Consider the following 17,818-nt stretch of genomic DNA (forward strand, 5'->3'; position numbering starts at 1 on the left):
CAACCCGATCGGCGGCTTCGGCCAGATGCCCGGCGTGGTGCGCTTCCTGCTCGTCAACCACCTGGTCGGCAACCTCGCGTTCTACCTGCTCGTGCCCTACCTGGCGACCTACCTGACCGGGAGCCTGGGGCTGGGATTCGCCACCGCCGGCGTGGTCCTCGGCATTCGGAACCTCTCTCATCAGGGTCTCTTCCTGATCGGCGGGACGGCCTCGGATCGGCTCGGTCCGCGCGCCATGATCTTGACCGGAACCACGCTTCGCGCCGTGGGCTTCGGGTTGTTCGTCGTTGCCGAGACGCTGCCGCTGCTGATGGTCGCGGCCGTGCTGAGCGGCGTGGCCGGTGCCCTGTTCAACCCCGCGGTCCGTTCCTACCTCGCCCTCGAGGCGGGAACGCAGCGTATCGAGGCCTTCGCCCTCTTCAACGTGTTCGGCCAGGGCGGCGCCCTGCTCGGGCCAGTCCTCGGAGCGGGACTGGCCGCGCTCGACTTCCGGATCTCCGCGGCCACCGCCACCTGCGTCTTCGCCCTGCTCGTGCTCCTGCAGGCACGGATGCTCGCCACCCGACCGGTCGAGCACACGTCGACATCGATCATCGCCGACTGGGCGCAGCTCGTCCGAGACCGCCGGTTCGTTGCGTTCGCGCTGGCGCTGTCCGGCCTGTATTCACTGCAGAACCAGCTCTATTTCGTCATTCCGGCCGATGTGGAGCGGCTGACCGGAGGCAGTGGCGGCGTCGCGGTCGTCTTCGTCGCCGCCACCACCGTGACGATCCTCTTCCAGGTCCGGTTGAGCCGACGGCTGAGCCGCAGCCCCGACCGGGGACCGGCCATGGCTGTCGGACTGGCGTTCGCCGGGCTCGCCTTCGCGGCCCCGCCGTTGACCGGGCATCTCGTGCACGGGCCGGTGCTGGGAATACTGCCGGTGCTCGTCACGGGCCTCGGGCTGTCAGCGGGCGTCATGCTGGCCCAGCCGTTCGCCTACGAGTTGATCAGCGACTTCGGCGACGAACGGACCACCGGCACCCGATTCGGTTTCTTCTACCTCGCCTCGGGCCTCATCGCCGCGATCTCCACGGCGGTCATCGGTCTCGTGACGGATCTGTGGGGACCCGTGGCAGGCGACCTGATCTGCGCCGCGATCGGCGGCGTCTGCGCGCTCGCGGTGTGGCAGCTGCATCGGTGCGGCTGGCTGCCTGCGCGACAGCCCGGGGAAGTCCGCCGATGAGCAATCTGCTGTTCGACAATCCCGCCCTGTACGAGGCGCGTTTCCCGCACACCCAGGAGCATGTCGTGCTGATCGCGTCGGCGGCAGGGGCACGCCTGGGCCCTGGACCGTGGCGCATCCTCGACCTCGGCTCGGGTACCGGACGCGATGCGGCGGGGCTCGCCGCGCTGGGTCATTCCGTGACGGGAGTGGATCTCGCGCCGGCGATGGTCGAGCACGCCCGGCACCGCTACCCCTCGCTCGAGTTCCGCGTCGGCGACCTCCGAGGGTGCGACCTCCGCCGGCAGTTCGATGTCGTGAGCTGCATGGACAGTGCGCTGCTGTACTGCCTCACCCATCGTGACCTGGGTCGCTGCCTGCGGGTGGTGCGGCGTCACCTTCGACCCGGCGGAGTCTTCGTCGCCGAGATGCGCAACGGCGCCCACTACCTCGGCCGAGACGGCGGGCTCGGCGACGCGATCGACGACGAGTTCGCCCACGACGGCGTCGTGTATCGCTCCCGAACAGTGCTCTGGATCGATCACGCCGCGCAGCTGCTCAGACGTCGTCGGACCTGGACGTGGCCCGGCGCGGAATCCCAGGTCCAGGAGTCGGCGTGGCGGCTGATCTTTCCCGACGAGCTGCGCGGACTGCTGGAGACGAACGGATTCACCGACATCGAACTGTCCGACGAGGACGGCACATCTCTCACCGGACGTCGGCTGCGGATCGCCGCGACATCGTCCTCTCCGTCGCCTCGCGCAATGTAGCGGGCCAAGGCGCCACGTCCCGAAATCCACGGCTCCGCGAACACCAACCTCGAAACACCGAAGAAACACCGAAGAAGGAGAACCACACCATGTCATTCTCGCCGCGACGATGGCCAGTGCTCGCCGCGCTGGCCGTCGTACCCTTTGCTCTCAGCGCATGCAGCGGAGGAAGCCAAACACCGGCGCAGACCGCCGATCGGAATCAACTGACCGTGGCGATGTCCAAGATCGCCGCCAGTGTCGATCCCGCGTCGGATCTCACCGCGTCCTACCTTCGCGCTGTGGGCGCGGCCGAGGGGCTGATGAAGATCCAGCCCGACGGCTCCGTCAAACCTGAGCTGGCCGTCTCGGTGACGAATGACGACCCACTCACCTGGACGGTGAAACTCGACCCCAAGCGCACGTTCTGGTCCGGCGCCCCGATCACCGCGGACGCCGTGGCCGCGTCCTTGAACCGGATGAAGGATGTGAGCTCGCTCGGGGCGACCCAGGTCGAGGGCGTCACCATGCAGGTCGTCGACGATTCGACGTTGCGCCTCAAGACGAAAACGCCTCGCCCGGCGATGCCCTACGCGCTGGCCCATTACCAATTGGTTGTTCACAACGTGAAGGCCTACGGCAACACCACAGGGTCGGTCGACGTCAAGAACGCCGATCTCACCGGGCCCTACCGGCTGACCGCCTTCAACACCGACCGAGGCATGACCCTGAAGGCCAACGACACCTGGTGGGGCGGGAAGCCGGGCTACCAGTCCGTCGAAGTCAAGGCGGTCGGCGACAGCGACGCGCGCGCCGAACTGGCACTGAACGGGCAGGCGGACGTCATCGGCGACTTCCCGGCCGAGCGGGCCAAGGAGCTCGGCGGCTCAGCCGCCAAGCTGGTCGCCACGTCCGCCGCCAACACGGTCGCCGTCTACCTCAACCCGAAGTCACCGCGCACCAAGGCGCTCAGCGACGTCCGGGTCCGACGCGCCTTGGCGGTCGGCGTCGACAGGGCGGGTCTGGTCGACCTCGTCGCCTCCGGGCTGGTCAAGCCGGCCGGGAGCTGGCTGTCCACCTCGCCCGTCTTCGCGGACGCCATCACCGCCAAGCACAGCTACGACCCGAAGGCCGCCGCGAGGCTGCTCGACGAGGCGGGCTGGGCGCTCGCGAACGGCGTCCGATCGAAGGACGGCAAGCCGCTCACGCTGCGGCTGCTGACGTTCGGTGCGGAGAAGGCGGACGGCGAGGTGCTGCAGGCGCAGTGGGGCAAGCTCGGCGTGACGGTCGAGGTCCGGCACGTGGAGAACACCGCGGTCGCCGAGGCCATCAAGAGCGGCGATTGGGACATGGTCATCCAGGCCTGGACGACGCTCGGCGACCATGCCGCGCTCATCGCGGGTCAGATCGGCCCCGACGGGAGCGCCAACCACGCCGGCATTGTGCCGGCCAAGGCTGCCGCGCTGCTGCAGCGGGCGAACAGCGACCCCTCACCGGAGCAGCGCCGCAACGCGATCATCGCCCTCGACGGACTGATCACCCAGGAGGTCCCCCTCGTCCCGCTGCACCCGCGTGCCGTCACGTCTGCCGTCGCGCAGGGCGTGAGCGGATTCGTGGCGCATCCGCTGCAGTACGAGACCCTGGTCACTGGGGCGCTCCGTCCGGCGCAGTGACCAGGAGAGGCGCCGCGGGTTCGGCCGGCTCGATCGTGCGGACGCTGGCGGCCAGTGCGGCCGGGACGCTGGTGGTGCTCCTGCTCGCCTCAATGGCGGTCTTCGGGCTGGTCCGGCTCGCGCCCGGAGACCCGGTGGCCTCCGAGTTGGCCTCCAGCGACGCCTCCTCGTATCTGTCCGCCGGCCAGATCGAGGAGCTCAGCGCCCAGCGGCGGGCAGAGCTCGGCCTCGACCGCCCTCTGCCGGTGCAGTACGTCGACTGGCTGGCCGCGGTGCTGCGGCTCGACCTCGGCACGTCGTACCGGACCGGCAGGCCGGTGGTCACCGAGTTCGCGGAACGGCTGCCTGCGAGCCTCGCGCTGGCCGGTGCGGCGATCCTCCTCGCGATACCTGCGGTCGTCCTGCTCGCCGGGGTGGCGGTTCGCCGCCCCGGCGGGGTGGTCGACCAGTTCGTGCGGCTGGGCACGGTGACGGTGGCCGCCGTCCCCTCATTCCTGCTCGGCGTCGTCGCCTTGACCGTGGCGGCCCGGTCCGGCTATCAGGTGATCGGCGACGCGACGGTCTCCAGGGTCTGGCTGCCGGCCGCGGTGCTCGCGGTGGCCGTGACACCGACGCTGGCCCGGGTACTGCGGGCCTCCCTCCTGGCCGAGCAGGGCAAGCCCTATGCCGAAGCGGCACGCAACCGCGGGGTCGCGCCGGCGGGGCTGCTGTTCCGGCACACCCTTCGTCCGGCGGCCACTCCCGTGCTGACGACCGCGGGCCTCACCCTTGCCTCCCTGCTCGCCGGGTCGGTGATCACCGAGGTCGTCTTCACCTGGCCGGGGATCGCCGCCTACGCCGTCGGCGCCATCAAGGCTCAAGACCAACCGGTGGTGCAGGCCTACGTCCTGGCGATGGTCGTCGTGGCACTGCTCGTCAACCGTGGGGTCGATCTCCTTCAGCGACTGCTGGACCCGAGAGTGGAGCAGTCCCGGCAGGTCGTCGGATGAGGCGAGGAGCAGGCACCCGAGTCCGCGCGGCACGGCACGGGCGGGCCCTGGTCGTCGTCGGCATGACGATGCTTCTCGCGGTGGCCGGCTGCGCGACGCTCGCCCCGCTGCTGGCCCCGTTCGACCCGGCCCGGCAACTCGTCGGCGCGCCGCTGCGCCCGCCGGGCGGTGAGTTCCTGCTGGGCACCGACAGATACGGCCGCGACGTCTGGTCGCGCCTGGTGTGGGGCGGACGCGAGACGCTGCTGCTCTCCGGCGGCATCATGGCGCTCGCGACCTGTGGCGGCATCGTCATCGGCGCGCTCGTGGCGCTGCTGCCCTCCCGGATCGACGCGGTCGCCCGGTGGTTCCTCGATGTGGTGGTGGGATTTCCGCTCGTCGTCGTTGCGCTCGCCTGGGTGGGCTTCATGGGTCCCTCGATCGCGTCCGTGCTCACCGCCCTCGTCGTCACCCTTTGGGCGCCCTTCGCCCGGCAGACCCGAAGCCTCGTCCGCGACGCGCTGGCCTCGCCGTCGGCGCACGCCACGGCGTTGCTCGGGGCCGGCCGGCTCCGGATGCTGTGGCGGGAGGTGCTGCCCAGATTTCGTGGACCGATGCTCGTGCTCGTGGCGCTCGAAGCCGGCCAGGTGATCACTCTCATCGCCGGCCTCGGGTTCCTCGGCCTGGGAGCGCAGCCGCCGAGTGCCGAGTGGGGCTCGATGCTGCAGGAGGGCCGGTCGGTGCTGCGGACGGCCCCCCACCTCGTCCTCGGTCCTGGCGCGGCGGTGCTCATCGTCGTCCTCGCCCTCACCTTCGTCGCCGAAGGAATACGAGACCTCGGTGCCCGATTCTCGGAGGTCTCCGATGGCCATCGCTGATCCTCGTCGCCCGGTCGCGCAGTCTGCCGGCCTGCAGGTCAGGGGGCTCTCGGTGCGCGTCCCGGCGACCGGAGCCACGCTCCTCGACGAGGTCGACATCGAGGTGGCGCCGACCCAGATCCTCGCGATCGTCGGTCCCAGCGGAGCCGGCAAGTCCACCCTGCTGCGGGCGCTGCTGGGCACGCTTCCGGCCGACCTCGAGACCGGGTGGCGATACGCGACCCTGCGCTCGCAGGACGGGCCGATCGACCTCGCGACGGCCGACCGGACGGCGTGGCGCCAGATCCGGCGACGCGACGTTCGGCTCGTCGCTCAGGACCCGGTCGCCGCGCTGACTCCGCTGCGCCGGGTCGGATCGCTGGTCGCCGAGTCGGCCCGGCTGGCGGGCCGGCCGGCCACACCGGCCGCCGTGCACGCGGCGCTGGAGATCGCCGGATTCGACGATCCGGAGCGCGTGGTTCGCCGCAGGGCCTTCGAGTTGAGCGGCGGAATGGCGCAACGGGTCGGGGTGGCGCTCGCGCTCGCCGCCGCTCCGGCCGTCATCCTGGCCGACGAGCCCACCACCGCACTCGATCCCGACGCCCGGTCTCAGGTTCTGACCGCGCTGCGCGACGCCGCCGACGCCGGTGCCGCCGTCATCCTGGTCACCCATGACACCGAGGCCGCGGCACGGATCGCCGACCGGACTCTCGGCATCGTCGCGGGCACGACTGTGCCGCCGGAGAGCCTGCCGGGGGCGGCGCCGAACACACCCCTGGACCGGCACCGGCCGAGCACTTCCGGTCCGCCGGCTCTGCTGATCCGGGACGTCGTGCACGGTCACGGCACCAGCACGGTTCTCGACGGCGTCGGCCTGGACGTGGCCGCGGGGGAGGTCGTCGGGCTGTGCGGTCCGAGCGGGACGGGAAAGACCACTCTCCTCGAGCTTGTCGCCGCGGGGAACGCCCCCCGCGCAGGCCTGATCGAGGTATGCGGTCACAGCCCGCGGACGCTCTCCCGGCGGCAATGGCGGCGAGGTGTCCAGCTGATTCCCCAGCATCCCCGCGAAGCGCTCAACCCATGGTGCACGGCCCGCCAGCTCGTCAGCGAACCGCTGCACATCCACCGAATCGGCAGTAGACGGGAGCGGGAGGCCCGTGCCATCGCGGCTCTCGCCTCGCTCGGATTGGGCGAGTTCTCGGAGCATCGTCCGGCCGAGTTGAGCACCGGCCAGTGCCAACGGGTCGGCCTCGCCCGGGCGCTCATTCTCGAGCCCGGACTGCTGCTCGCCGACGAACCGGTCTCGTCCCTCGACCCGGCGCTCGCCGACGAGGCGCTCGCCCTGCTGTCGGAGGCGGCCGTCGAGCGCGGCGCCGGCCTCCTCCTGGTCTCCCACGACCACGCCCGGCTCGCCCGGGTCTGCCACCGCGTGCTGCGGCTGGCCGACCTCAACGCCGGCGGATGCCCTACTGCGTAGAGACTTAAGGAAGCCTCGGGAACCCACAGCTGATTGACGGGTGCTGTTCACGCCGTTGTAACGTCCGGCTGCGATAGTCCCGACAAAGCCCATCGACAAGGAGGTTTGGGATGGTCGCCCGTTCCGTGCTGTTCGTCTGCACGCACAATGCCGGCCGGTCGCAGATGGCTGCCGGCTTCCTGGCCCAACTCAGCGGGGGCGCGATCGAGGTTTCCTCGGCGGGCACCGCTCCGGCGGACGCCCTCAACCCGGCCGTGGTCGCGGCGATGCTCGAAGAGGGCGTCGACCTGCGCGACGAGGAGCCCAAGGCGATCGGCATCGAGCAGTTGCGCGAGGCCGACCTGGTCATCTCGCTGGGCGCCGACCTTCGGGCCCTGACCGGTGGCCGGTCGTACGCCGACTGGGATCTGCCCGAGTCGGCCGGTTTGCGACTGGACGCCGTCCGTCCGATCAGGGACGCGATCAAGGCCCGCGTCGCGGCCCTGCTGATCGAGCTGAACGCGCCCGCCGCAGCCTGACGCCCTGTCGGGCGATGTCCGTCGATCAGTGCGCGGCGTCCGCCGGCTTGCCGCCGCCGACCAGCTTGAGGCCGATCATCGCCGCCACCAGGCCGGTGAGCAGCAGCAGCCGGATCGGGCCGAGCGGGTCGCCGAAGGCGAGCACGCCGACGATCACCGTGCCGACCGCGCCGATGCCCGTCCAGATCGCGTAGGCCAGGCCGAGCGGAATCGTCGCGATCGCCTTCGACAGGCATTCGAAGCCGGCGATCGCGCAGACCAGGAAGAGCCACACGAACTGGGAGTTCTGCTGCTCCAGCTTGAGCGCGGTGGTCATCACGATCTCGAAGGCGCCGGCGATCAGCAGCCACAGCCAGCCGTTCACGAGACCACCTTCAGCCCGATGATCATCGCCACCATGACGGCCAGCAGCACCAGCGCGGGCGGGCGCAGCCGCTCGCCGAAGGCGAGTGCGCCGACCAGCACGGTGCCGATCGCGCCGATCCCGGTCCACACCGCGTAGGCGGTGCCCAGCGGAATCGTCTCCATCGCCTCGGCGAGCAGGGTGAAGCTGACCGCCGCGCAGGCCAGGAACGGCACGATGAACCACTTGCTGCGCTGCTCGAGCTTCAAACAGGTGGTGAAGCCCACCTCGAACAAGCCGGCGGTCACCAGCGTCAGCCACGGATCCATCGTCCAACCCCCCTATTTCGCACGATCGTGCTGAAACCTGTTCTAGCACGGTCGTGCGATCTCGCGCAAGTTCGCACGGTTGTGCTACAACTGCGGAGTGCCCCGAATGGTGGATCATCGGCAACGCCGCGACGAGTTGATCGACGTGGTGTGGCGGCTGATCGTGGAGGACGGCCTGGCCGGCATCACCATCCGCCGGGTGGCCGAGCGCAGCGGCTGGTCCAGCGGTGCGGTGCGGCACTACCTGCCGACCCGCGAGGCCATCCTGGACGCCGCCGCGCAGCGAGTCGCCGAGCTGATCGAGGAACGGATCAAGGCGGTGGACGCCTCGGCGCCCCCGCTGGACGCCCTGGTCGCCGTGCTGGCCGCGGTGCTGCCCACCGACGAGCAGATCCAGCGGGCGTCCCTGGTCTGGCTGGCCTTCGTCGGGCAGGCGGCCAGCGATGCCGGGCTCGCCGACGCCCAGGGCATTCTCTACCGCGACCTGAACCAGCTGCTGGTCGAGCTGCTGACGATGCTGGCCGCGATGGGCTTCCAGGTCGACGGGGGTCCGGCGTCCGCGGCCGTCGAGCTGCAGGCCATGCTCGACGGACTGACGGTGCACGTCCTGCTCGGCCGGGTAGACGCCGACGCCGCCCAGGAGGTGCTCCGGGCGGCGGTGAACAGACTGCTCACCCGCCCGCCGGAAGCGGACGGGTGAGCGTCGTGACTACTTGACGGTGATCTTGTAGGACTTCGAGCTGGCGTTGACCCGGCTGGTGCCCTCGTACGTGACGGTGAGGGTGTGCTTGCCCTTGGTCAGCTTCGGCAGCTTGACCTTGATGACGCCCTTGTTCTTGCTCGCCAGGGTGCCGGTCGCGATCGTCGTGGTGCCGTCGAGGATGCTCACCGCACCGGTCGGCTTGGATGACTCCGGGGTCTTCACGGTCACCTTCGCGGTACCGGTCGAGGACTTCTTCTTCGTCTTCGCGTCGAAGGACGCCTTGGTCTTCGAGCTGAACTTCACCACCGTGAAGTGGACGAATTTGGACGCCAGGCTGCCGCCGTCGTTCCCGGCCAGCAGCCGGACCCAGTAGGTGCCGGCGTTGCTGTTCGGTTCCAGGTCGGCCGGAATGGTCAGCTTCACCGAGAACGAGCCGGACTTGTCGGGCAGGTTCGCCTTCTTCTTGGTGGTCACCGTCCCGGAGTCGTCCACCGTGCCGTTCGGCTTGCCGGTGGTGAACTTCAGCGCCCCGTCGTTCAGCTTGTAGGAGAGATAGCCGCCGGACGGCCGCTGCTCGAAGCCCTTGCCCTTGATCGTGATGGTGCCGCCGGGGGTCACCGTCACCTTCGAGATGGACAGCGTGCCCTCGCCGTTCTCGGGCCGTGGTTCGGCGGCGACCGCCTGCTGAGGCGGCAGCAGGCTGCCACCGAGCAGCGCCACCGCCGCGGTCGTGGCGGCCAGCCGGGCGGACCATTGGCCGACGCGCTGCCGGGTCAGGTTCTGTGTCATGTCACTCCTTGATCGCAAGCCCCCGATTCGAGGGAGATTAGGCAAGCCTAACCTTCAGCTGTCGATCGTGCCGTCGGACGTCTCACGCTCCGCTCGCGTCGCGGCCTCAGAGCGCGCCATCGCTCAGCAGTCCGTCGAGCTTGGCGTACCCGTCGTTGACCCCGATCTCCATGCCCGAGACGAGCCAGGCGTCCCGACCCTCGAAGCTGTCGACCAGCGAGGTGGCATGCAGCCGTGTCCAGCCGTCGCCCAGATCGGTGACGGTCAGGGTCTCCAGCGAGACGCCCTCGGGCATGCCCTCCCAGGTGAAGGTCTGCACGATGCGGTTCTCGCCGATCTCGTGGAAGCAGCCGCGGAAGGCCTGCAGATCGTCGTCGCCGGCATCGAAGTAGCGCCAGCTGCCGCCGGTGCGGGCGTCCCAGTGCTCGATGGTCATGGTCCGGTCGTTCGGGCCGATCCACTTCACGAACAGCTCGGGGTCAGTGTGGGCGCGGATCACCTGCGCCGGCGTGGCCCGGAAGTCGCGGGTGATGTGGATCAGCGGAACCACCGGGTCGGCCTCGATGGTCGCGGTGGTGAGGTGCTCGGTCATGATGGGTTCCCTTCGTCGGGTGCGGCCTCGGTGAGCGAGGCCAGGACGTCGTCCAGGCGCGAATAGCGCTGCTCGGCCAGCCGGGCGTAGTGGTCGACCCAGTCGGTGAGCCGGCGCAGGGCGTCCGCCTCGAGATGGACGAGCCGGCGCTGGGCCTGGGGCCGTTTGGTGACCAGTCCGGCGGCCGCCAGCACGTTCAGGTGCTTGGAGATCGCCTGGATGGTCATGTCGTACGGGGCGGCCAGCTCGCCGACCGTCGCGTCCCCGATCGCCAGCCGGGCGACCAGGTCGCGCCGGGTGGGATCGGACAGTGCCGCGAAGGCCGCATCGAGCCGAGCCGTCATGGTTCTTCCTTCTTCAACCGGTTGGTTGAAGAACCGTACGACGGCGTGCGAGCTTTGTCAACCGTTTGGTTGAAGAAGTGAGAGCTCACTGGTCGAGCCTGTCGAGACCTGGCGTGAGCCGGGGTTTTCGACAAGCTCGACCAGCGTGGGTTTCGGCAGGTTCGGTCAGCCGGCTCAGATGTCGGCCAGCGCCTCGGTGGGGGACGCCTTCGCCGCCCGGCGTCCGGGCAGGATGGACGCCAGCGCGGCGGCAAGGATGGCGATCGCCACCATGCCCAGGGTGAGCGGCAGATCGACGACCAGCCGGACGTCGGCCTTCAGCTGGCCGGCCAGCGAGGTCGCGCCCAGCCAGCCGAAGTAGATGCCGGCGCCGACCCCGACCGCGACGCCCACCACGGCCAACAGCAGCGCCTCGATCAGCAGCATCAGCCGTAGTGAGCGGGCCTGCAGCCCCAATGCCCGGATCAGCGCCGACTCGCGGGTGCGTTCCAGCACTGACAGGCCGAGGGTGTTGCTGACCCCGATCAGGGCGATCAGCACCGCCACACCGAGCAGCGCCGTGGTGATCGCGAGCAGCAGGTTGAGCACCGATTCCATCGCGGCCGCGTCGATCACTGAACCGGTGACCTGGAACTGTTCGCTGCTGACCTTCTCGCCGACCGCCGAGGCGACCGAGACGCCGTCGGACAGGTGCGGCACCGACAGCCACAGCAGCGCGTCCGGCCGGACGCCGCCGAGGGCGTCCAGGGTGGCTCGCGACACCATCACCTCGCCCCCCTCCAGGAGCGGCGAGGGCACCACCCGCAACTGCAGGGTCTTGCCCGAGCGGCCCTTCAGCGTGGCCCGTTCGCCGGGCTTGGCCGAGGACCCGTCGGTGACGTACACCTCGTCGTCGGCGATGGACGCCGGCGCGCCCGCCCGGGCGATGTGGGCGGCCGCCGGGTCGTAGCCGATCACCGGCAACTCGCCGTAATTGTCCGAGCCGCGCTGGTATTCGGCGGTCGTCGCGGCCATGCTGACCCCGCCGCCGACACCGGGAATCCGGAGCAGCTGGTCGATCAGGTCGGCCGGCAGCGACCTCTCGACATTCCAGGTGCTGACCGCGACGTCCACCGGCCGCCGCTGGTCGATCTGGTTCAGCAGGCTCGTCCGGACGCTCGCGGTGGCCACCTGCAGGGTCACGATCAGTCCGACGGCCAGCATCAGCGCGGTGGCCGTGGTCGACGCCCGGCGCGGGTTCCTGACGGCGTTCTGCGCGGCCAGCCGCGCGGTGACACCCAGGCGTCCGACCACGGCGCCGACGCCGCGCAGCAGTGCCGGCACGAACAGCGGCGCGCCGAACAGAACGCCCAGCGCCGCCAGCGCGCTGCCGACGATGGCGATCGCGAACGCCAGCCCGGTGCCCAGCCCGAGTAGTCCGGACGCCACTCCGCCGGCCAGCAGCAGGCCGCAGACGACGCCGCGGACGATGCCGGCGCGCCGCTTCTCGTCGGCGGCCGGCTCGGGCTGCAACGCCTCCAGCGGCCGCACCCGGGTACCGCGCAGCACCGGGACGAACGCCGCGACCAGGGTGATCAGGACGCCGACCGCAAACGCGATGGACACCTCCGACGCCGGCAGGATCAGGCCCCAGTACAGCGAGCCGGTGAGGGCCGACCCGATCGCCGCCAGCCCGGCGCCGAGCAGCAGGCCGAGCGCCGCGCCGACCAGGCCGAGGGCCAGCGCCTCGAGCAGGAAGCGGCGGCGGACCTGCGCACCGGACGCTCCGACCGCGCGCAGCAGGCCGATCTGCCGGCGCCGCTGGGCGAGCAGAATGGTGAAGGTGTTGGCGATGGTGATCATGCCGACCACGGCGGCGATCGCGGCGAACGCCCAGAGCAGGTTGCGGAAGGCGTCGAAGCTGTCGGTCAGCTCGTTCATCGACTCGGCCCGCACCTGCGCGGCCGACTTCGCCTTGACGTCCTTCAGTTTGGCCAGGGCGGTGGCGTTCAGGCTAGCGGCCAGCTCGTCCGGAGTGGTCCCGGCCGCCGCCTTGGCGATCCAGTTCTCGGCGGCCAGCCTCGGGTCCACGCCGAAGCGGGCGAAGGCGCCGGGGGCCAGGTAGCCGGTCTGCAGGAACAGCGAGTTGGGCTCGCCGGTCAGCCCGACCACGGTCAGGTTGACGTCCTGATATGAGGCGACCAGTGTGTCGCCGATGCCGACCCCGAGGGTCCGGGCGACCGCGCCGCTCAGCGCCACCTCGGTCGCGGTCTGCGGCCAGCGTCCGCTGGTCACCTCGGACCACCGCAGCGGCTCGGACGGCAGGCCGATCAGGTTGGTCAGCTGGGTCGTCTCGCCGTGCCGCAGGCTTTCGACGAAGGTCAGGCTGGGTTCGGCGACCGCGACCCCGGCGGCACCGGGGACGGCTTTGGCGACGGCTGCGCGTTCGGCGTCCGGGCCGAGTTCGACGACGACATCCGCCCCGGCGAACGGCAGCGACTGGAGGCGCTGGACACCGTTGCTCTCGGTGGCGACCAGGATCGAGGATCCGGCCATGAAGGCCACGCTGATCGCGATCGCGATGACGGTGGCGACAAATCGGGAGGGGTGAAAGCGCAACTCCCGCAGCACTTGCCGAAGCATCAGGCACCCAGCTTCCGCATGGCGTCCAGCACGGTGTCGGAGTTGGGGGCGTCCAGGTCGTCGACGATCCGGCCGTCGGAGAGGATGACGGCCCGGTCGGCGTAGGCGGCGGCGTTCGGATCGTGGGTGACCATCACGATGGTCTGGCCCAGCTCGCGGCTGGCCGAACGCAGATGGTCGAGCAGTTCGTGGCCGGTGCGCGAGTCGAGGGCACCGGTGGGTTCGTCGGCGAACAGCACCTGCGGCTTGGTGATCAGCGCGCGGGCGATGGCGACCCGCTGCTGCTGACCGCCGGACAGCTGGGACGGCAGGTGGCCGAGCCGGTCGGTGAGCTTCAGCGAGCCGGCGATCGCGTCGAACTCGGACGCGTCGACGCGGCGTCCGGCCAGGTCGAGCGGCAGCAGGATGTTCTCCTTGGCGGTCAGCGTCGGCAGCAGGTTGAACGCCTGGAAGACAAAGCCGACCGAGTCGCGGCGCAGCTGGGTGAGCCGCCGATCGTCCAGGCCGGTGATCTCGGTGCCGCCCAGCCAGATCTGCCCGGACGTCGAGGCGTCCAGCCCGGCGAGGCAATGCATCAGCGTCGACTTGCCCGATCCGGACGGCCCCATGATCGCGGTGAACGACCCGCGGCGAAGCTCGAGGTCGACGCCGGCGAGCGCATGGACCTGCGCGTCTCCGGTTCCGTAGGTCTTGGTCAGGCCCACGGCGCGGGCGATGACATCCGTAGTGGGAGCGGGCAAAGTCGCGGTCATACGGTCACCCTAGGTGCCAGCTGTGAGCCGCCGAATGGCGGCGGCACGAGGGTTTGGGTAGTGCTGGCACTACCACGCCGTCATCCCGTCCACCCCTCCGTCATCCCGTGCTTGCCACGGGATCCCGGCGTTCGCCGGGACGGGGTGACGGTCAGCCGCCGGGGCGAAAGGCGGACCCCATCGCGGCCAGGGCGCCGTCGGCGATCGGGACGCGACCGGTGCGCGCGGCCTGGACCAGCGCGGCGTGGTCGGCCTCGGTCTGATCGGCGTACAGCCGGGCGAACCGGGAGAACGCCTTGGCCGCCTTCTCGCCGCGACCCAGGTAGCCGGCGATCATCGAGGCGCCGGACGTCCGGGCGTGACCCTTGGCCAGCAGGTGCCCGACGATGCCGGCGTAGTCGGCCAGCGCGGTCGCGGTCAGCCCGTCCAGCGGCACGGTGCCCTTCATGTTCCGGAACTGCCGGACGTAGTACTGGCGTCCGTCGACCGAGGTCCAGCCCAGCAGCGGGTCGGAGACGGTCTGCAGCGCCTGCTGGTATTCGACCACCCGTTGGCCCTGATGGTCGTGCCAGGCGGCGTCGCCGTGGACGTATTTCGCCAGCACCGAGCGGCGGGCCTGCTTGAGTTGCAGGAACAGCACGTCGTCCGGTGAACTGCCCTCCAACAAGGCCACATAGGCACGCAGGCCGACCGATCCGACGCCCACCACCTTGTGTGCGATGTCGACCAGCGTGTAGCCGGCGACCACCCGCCGCCAGTGCGGAGCGAGGGTGTCCAGGTAGCCGTCCAGGCCCGCGGCCAGATGATCGAACTCCTTGCCGCGCACCGACCGGATCAGCGGCAGCTCCTCGACGATCCGGCGTTCGCCGTTGGTCTCGGTGGTGAAGCGGGGCAGCGCCCGGTCGGACGTCCGCTTGCGGGCGGTGTTCGCGGCCCGGCGGATCTCGTTGCGCAGCTGCTTCTCGGTGGCCGTCTCGTGCAGCCGCTCGACGTCGAGCCGGTTGTAGGAACGGGCCATCAGCGGCATGGTCGCGAGCTGGGCGACCTCGTCGCGGTAAGCCAATACGCAGGCCCGGACGGCCTCGGCGCAGGCGTCCTCGCTGTAACCGTTCTCGCGTCCGGCGACCCAGACGGCGGCGGCGAGCCGGCGCAGATCCCACTCCCAGGCGCCCGGATGCGCCTCGTCGAAGTCGTTCAGGTCGATCACCTGCTCGCCCTCGGGCGAGCGGTAGAAGCCGAAATTGCCCAGGTGAGAGTCGCCGCAGATCACCGGCATGATCCCGGTGATCGGCAGCGCGGCCAGATCGGACGCCATCACCACCGCGGTGCCCCGGTAGAAGCCGTACGGCGAGGACACCATCCGGCCCACCCGGATCGGGATCAGCTCATCGACCCGGCCGTGGTGCGAGGCGTTGATGAGTTCGATCGGGTCGGGACGCGCCTGCGTCGCGTTCCACACCCCGAGCGCCGCGATCGGCACCTTCTCGCGCAGCGAACGTCCCAACGCGAAGCGCTCGTCGCGGGTGGTCCCTCGCTGCCGCAGCGAGGCGAACGCACTGCTGTCGGTACTGGCCAGGACGGTGTGGCTGGTGTGATGCGACATTCGCGGCTCCTCTCCGGGGGACTGAGCCTAGTGGCCGGATCAGTGCTGTCCGCGCTCGATGGGGCTCTATGAAGCTCTCTATTGACGATCCTAGATAGCCCGATATTCGTTGATCGAGAGCTCCGGTACTCGAGGTTTACGATGAGCGGCATGTCCGTGTTCGACATCGAGATCGACGCACTCACCGGCGTATCGGCCCACCTTGCGCAGTACCGCGGCAAGGCCATGCTGATCGCCAACGTCGCGTCGAAGTGCGGGTTGACCCCGCAGTACGCCGTCCTGGAGCGGCTTCATGAGCGCTTCGGACCGCGCGGCTTCACCGTGCTCGGCGCGCCCTGCAACCAGTTCATGAACCAAGAGCCGGGCAGCGCCGACGAGATCGCCGCATTCTGCTCGGCCACCTACGGCGTCACCTTCCCGATGACCGAGAAGATCGACGTGAACGGCGAGACCCGGCATCCGCTGTATGTCGCTCTCGTCGACACGCCGGACGCCGACGGCTACACCGGCGACATCCGGTGGAACTTCGAGAAATTCGTGATCGCACCGGACGGCGCCGTCGTCGCTCGGTTCGCGCCGCAGGTCGATCCCGAGGACCCCGCGGTGATCGGCGCGATCGAGGCCGTGCTGCCCGGCTGAGGGTGCTGCCCGGCTGAGCGTGCTGCCCGGGCAGTGGTTGCCGCCGTCCCGGACGGCGCAGTGATGAACGGCGCAGGGATGAAACGATCGGCGGGTGGCCTTTCTCACCGCCCTGATCGAGGTGATCCTGCCGGTGGTGCTGGTCGCACTGGTCGGCGTCGCGCTGGCGCGGAAGTTCCAGCTCGACATGGGCACCGTCGGCAAGATCAACCTGTACGGACTGACCCCGCTGCTCGCCTTCGACAGCGTGATGAAGACCGAGGTCTCCGGCGGGCAGGCGATCCAGTTGGTCGGCGGTTATCTGCTGATCACCCTGGTCGCCGGCCTGATCGCGTGGCTGGCCGCCTGGGGACGGGACGGGCCGACCCGGCGCGCCATGATCGCCAGTGTGGTGATCGGCAACAACGGCAACTTCGGACTGCCGATCGCCCTGCTGGCCCTGGGACGGGTCGGGCTCGACCAGGCGGTGGTCATCTTCGTCACCTCGCTGGTGGTGATGTACACCGTCGGACCCGCGCTGCTCGGCTCGCACGGCGGCCTGTGGGACGCGGTATTGACCGTGGTGAGACTGCCGGTGACCTGGGCGCTGCTGGCCGGGCTGATCGTTCGCACCACCGGGGTGGTGCTTCCGGTCGGGGTGGCGCGCGGCGCCGAGTTGCTGGCCCAGGCGGCGATCCCGATGGTGCTGATCGCGCTGGGCTTGCAGCTGGGTCAGCGGTCCAGCCTGCGGCTGACCGCGCCGGTGGTGATCGCGGCCGGCGTCCGGGTGGTGGCGCTGCCGGTACTGGCCGCCGGGCTTGGTCTGCTGTTGCGGCTGGACGGCCCCGAACTGAGCAGCCTGATCCTGGCCAGCGCGATGCCGACCGCGGTGAACGCCTTCATGCTGGCCCGCGAGTACGGCTCGAACCCGGCGCTGGTGGCGAGCGTGGTGGCGCTGTCCACCCTGGCCAGCCTCGGCACGATCGCCGGGGTGGTGGCGTTGCTGCCGCTGCTCGCCTGAGCGGTCCTTACAGCCGGGACGCCAGAGTGCGGCGCAGCCCGGTGACCCCGGTGCGCCACAGATGCAGCCGGGCATCGATGCCGAGGGAACGGGCGGCGCGGACATTGTCCGGCAGGTCGTCCACGAACAGCACGGTTTCGGGCGGTTCGCCCAGGTCGTCCAGGACGCGGGTGAAATAGCCGGCGTCCGGCTTGGCCGCACCCAGTTCGAATGAGTAGTAGGCGGCGTCGAAATGCTCGTCGAGCCGCAACACCTCGCGCATATGCAGGCCGCGGAACCGATGCTGGTTGGTGGCCAACGCGACCCGGACGCCGCGGGCGCGCACGGCGTCCACCAACTCCAGGCGGCGCGGGTCGACCACGATGTCCAGCCAGCCCTGGGCCACGTCCGCCGGATAGGCCTGGACGCGGTGCCGCCGCATCGCCTGCGCCAGGGCGTCCGGGAAATCCCGCTCACCGGTCAGGCAGCCGACCTCCGCGCGCATGGCGTCCGCCAGGAAGCGCGGACCGCCCAGCTTCAGCAACGAGCGCACCAATCCCGGACGGCGGCGCTGCAGGACGCCGTCGGCGTCCAACAACACGACGCGCAACGGGGGCCAGGTTGGTCGGTGCATACACCGATTGTTGCGTGTGAAAGGAAGCGTTGACCTCGTTGGT

General features: G+C 70.1%; 19 protein-coding genes. 10 read left to right on the forward strand and 9 right to left on the reverse strand.

The features are described from left to right. The first annotated feature begins 25 nt into the window (after positions 1-25). From QM619_RS12140 to QM619_RS12170, 7 genes are all read left to right on the forward strand, one after another. Positions 26-1,225: an MFS transporter gene (locus tag QM619_RS12140; RefSeq protein WP_415108833.1), complete on the forward strand. Its 1,200-nt coding sequence runs from the start codon at positions 26-28 to the stop codon at positions 1,223-1,225. Beyond that, positions 1,222-1,974, forward strand: coding sequence for a class I SAM-dependent methyltransferase (locus QM619_RS12145; RefSeq protein WP_415108836.1), 753 nt, complete (start codon positions 1,222-1,224; stop codon positions 1,972-1,974). Before QM619_RS12140 ends, QM619_RS12145 begins: the two co-directional genes overlap by 4 nt. A gap of 218 nt (positions 1,975-2,192) precedes the next feature. Beyond that, a complete protein-coding gene (locus QM619_RS12150) occupies positions 2,193-3,626 on the forward strand; it encodes an ABC transporter substrate-binding protein (RefSeq protein WP_415108839.1) in 1,434 nt (477 codons plus the stop codon). Next, on the forward strand, positions 3,623-4,615 hold the full coding sequence (locus QM619_RS12155; RefSeq protein WP_415108842.1) for an ABC transporter permease: 993 nt from the start codon (positions 3,623-3,625) through the stop codon (positions 4,613-4,615). The genes QM619_RS12150 and QM619_RS12155 overlap by 4 nt, the downstream gene beginning before the upstream one ends. Next, positions 4,612-5,472 (forward strand): ABC transporter permease, encoded by an 861-nt coding sequence (locus QM619_RS12160; RefSeq protein WP_415108844.1) that lies wholly within the window; start codon positions 4,612-4,614, stop codon positions 5,470-5,472. Before QM619_RS12155 ends, QM619_RS12160 begins: the two co-directional genes overlap by 4 nt. Then, positions 5,459-6,928, forward strand: coding sequence for an ABC transporter ATP-binding protein (locus QM619_RS12165; protein ID WP_415108847.1), 1,470 nt, complete (start codon positions 5,459-5,461; stop codon positions 6,926-6,928). The genes QM619_RS12160 and QM619_RS12165 overlap by 14 nt, the downstream gene beginning before the upstream one ends. A gap of 110 nt (positions 6,929-7,038) precedes the next feature. Then, positions 7,039-7,446, forward strand: a complete 408-nt coding sequence (locus tag QM619_RS12170; protein WP_415108850.1) for a heat-shock protein HtpX — start codon at positions 7,039-7,041, stop codon at positions 7,444-7,446. A 25-nt stretch (positions 7,447-7,471) separates the two neighbouring features. On the opposite strand, the gene QM619_RS12175 is transcribed toward QM619_RS12170, so the two are convergent. Together QM619_RS12175 and QM619_RS12180 are read right to left on the reverse strand one after the other, a co-directional pair. Beyond that, positions 7,472-7,810 carry a DMT family transporter gene (locus QM619_RS12175; protein ID WP_415108853.1) on the reverse strand — a complete coding sequence of 113 codons (339 nt, stop codon included), beginning with the start codon at positions 7,808-7,810 and terminating at the stop codon, positions 7,472-7,474. Next, positions 7,807-8,118, reverse strand: coding sequence for a DMT family transporter (locus QM619_RS12180; protein WP_415108856.1), 312 nt, complete (start codon positions 8,116-8,118; stop codon positions 7,807-7,809). The genes QM619_RS12175 and QM619_RS12180 overlap by 4 nt, the downstream gene beginning before the upstream one ends. Before the next feature lie 106 nt (positions 8,119-8,224). Here QM619_RS12180 and QM619_RS12185 point away from each other — a divergent pair, with 106 nt between their 5' ends. Further along, complete coding sequence (locus tag QM619_RS12185) at positions 8,225-8,818, forward strand: TetR/AcrR family transcriptional regulator (protein ID WP_415109015.1); 594 nt, start codon at positions 8,225-8,227, stop codon at positions 8,816-8,818. Between the two features lie 9 nt (positions 8,819-8,827). Here QM619_RS12185 and QM619_RS12190 read toward each other — a convergent pair whose 3' ends face one another. From QM619_RS12190 to QM619_RS12215, 6 genes are all read right to left on the reverse strand, one after another. Next, positions 8,828-9,610, reverse strand: coding sequence for an Ig-like domain repeat protein (locus QM619_RS12190; RefSeq protein WP_415108859.1), 783 nt, complete (start codon positions 9,608-9,610; stop codon positions 8,828-8,830). A 106-nt stretch (positions 9,611-9,716) separates the two neighbouring features. After that, the gene (locus QM619_RS12195) at positions 9,717-10,202 is read right to left on the reverse strand and encodes an SRPBCC domain-containing protein (protein ID WP_415108862.1); all 486 of its coding nucleotides are present in this window, start codon (positions 10,200-10,202) and stop codon (positions 9,717-9,719) included. After that, the gene (locus tag QM619_RS12200) at positions 10,199-10,546 is read right to left on the reverse strand and encodes an ArsR/SmtB family transcription factor (protein WP_415108865.1); all 348 of its coding nucleotides are present in this window, start codon (positions 10,544-10,546) and stop codon (positions 10,199-10,201) included. The genes QM619_RS12195 and QM619_RS12200 overlap by 4 nt, the downstream gene beginning before the upstream one ends. Before the next feature lie 174 nt (positions 10,547-10,720). Then, entirely contained in the window at positions 10,721-13,168 is a 2,448-nt protein-coding gene (locus tag QM619_RS12205; protein ID WP_415108868.1) for an FtsX-like permease family protein, read from the reverse strand. Then, positions 13,168-13,920, reverse strand: coding sequence for an ABC transporter ATP-binding protein (locus tag QM619_RS12210; RefSeq protein WP_415108871.1), 753 nt, complete (start codon positions 13,918-13,920; stop codon positions 13,168-13,170). Before QM619_RS12210 ends, QM619_RS12205 begins: the two co-directional genes overlap by 1 nt. 151 nt (positions 13,921-14,071) lie before the next feature. After that, positions 14,072-15,523 (reverse strand): DUF2252 domain-containing protein, encoded by a 1,452-nt coding sequence (locus QM619_RS12215; RefSeq protein ID WP_415108874.1) that lies wholly within the window; start codon positions 15,521-15,523, stop codon positions 14,072-14,074. A 150-nt stretch (positions 15,524-15,673) separates the two neighbouring features. Here QM619_RS12215 and QM619_RS12220 point away from each other — a divergent pair, with 150 nt between their 5' ends. Beyond that, on the forward strand, positions 15,674-16,162 hold the full coding sequence (locus QM619_RS12220; RefSeq protein WP_415108877.1) for a glutathione peroxidase: 489 nt from the start codon (positions 15,674-15,676) through the stop codon (positions 16,160-16,162). Positions 16,163-16,256: 94 nt separating this feature from the next. Beyond that, on the forward strand, positions 16,257-17,162 hold the full coding sequence (locus QM619_RS12225; protein ID WP_415108880.1) for an AEC family transporter: 906 nt from the start codon (positions 16,257-16,259) through the stop codon (positions 17,160-17,162). Positions 17,163-17,169: 7 nt separating this feature from the next. Here QM619_RS12225 and QM619_RS12230 read toward each other — a convergent pair whose 3' ends face one another. Then, entirely contained in the window at positions 17,170-17,775 is a 606-nt protein-coding gene (locus QM619_RS12230) for an HAD-IA family hydrolase (RefSeq protein ID WP_415109017.1), read from the reverse strand. Positions 17,776-17,818 lie beyond the last annotated feature (43 nt).

It is taken from the genome of Micropruina sp. (genome assembly GCF_047606665.1).
In the GTDB taxonomy this organism is placed as follows: Bacteria; Actinomycetota; Actinomycetes; order Propionibacteriales; family Propionibacteriaceae; genus Micropruina.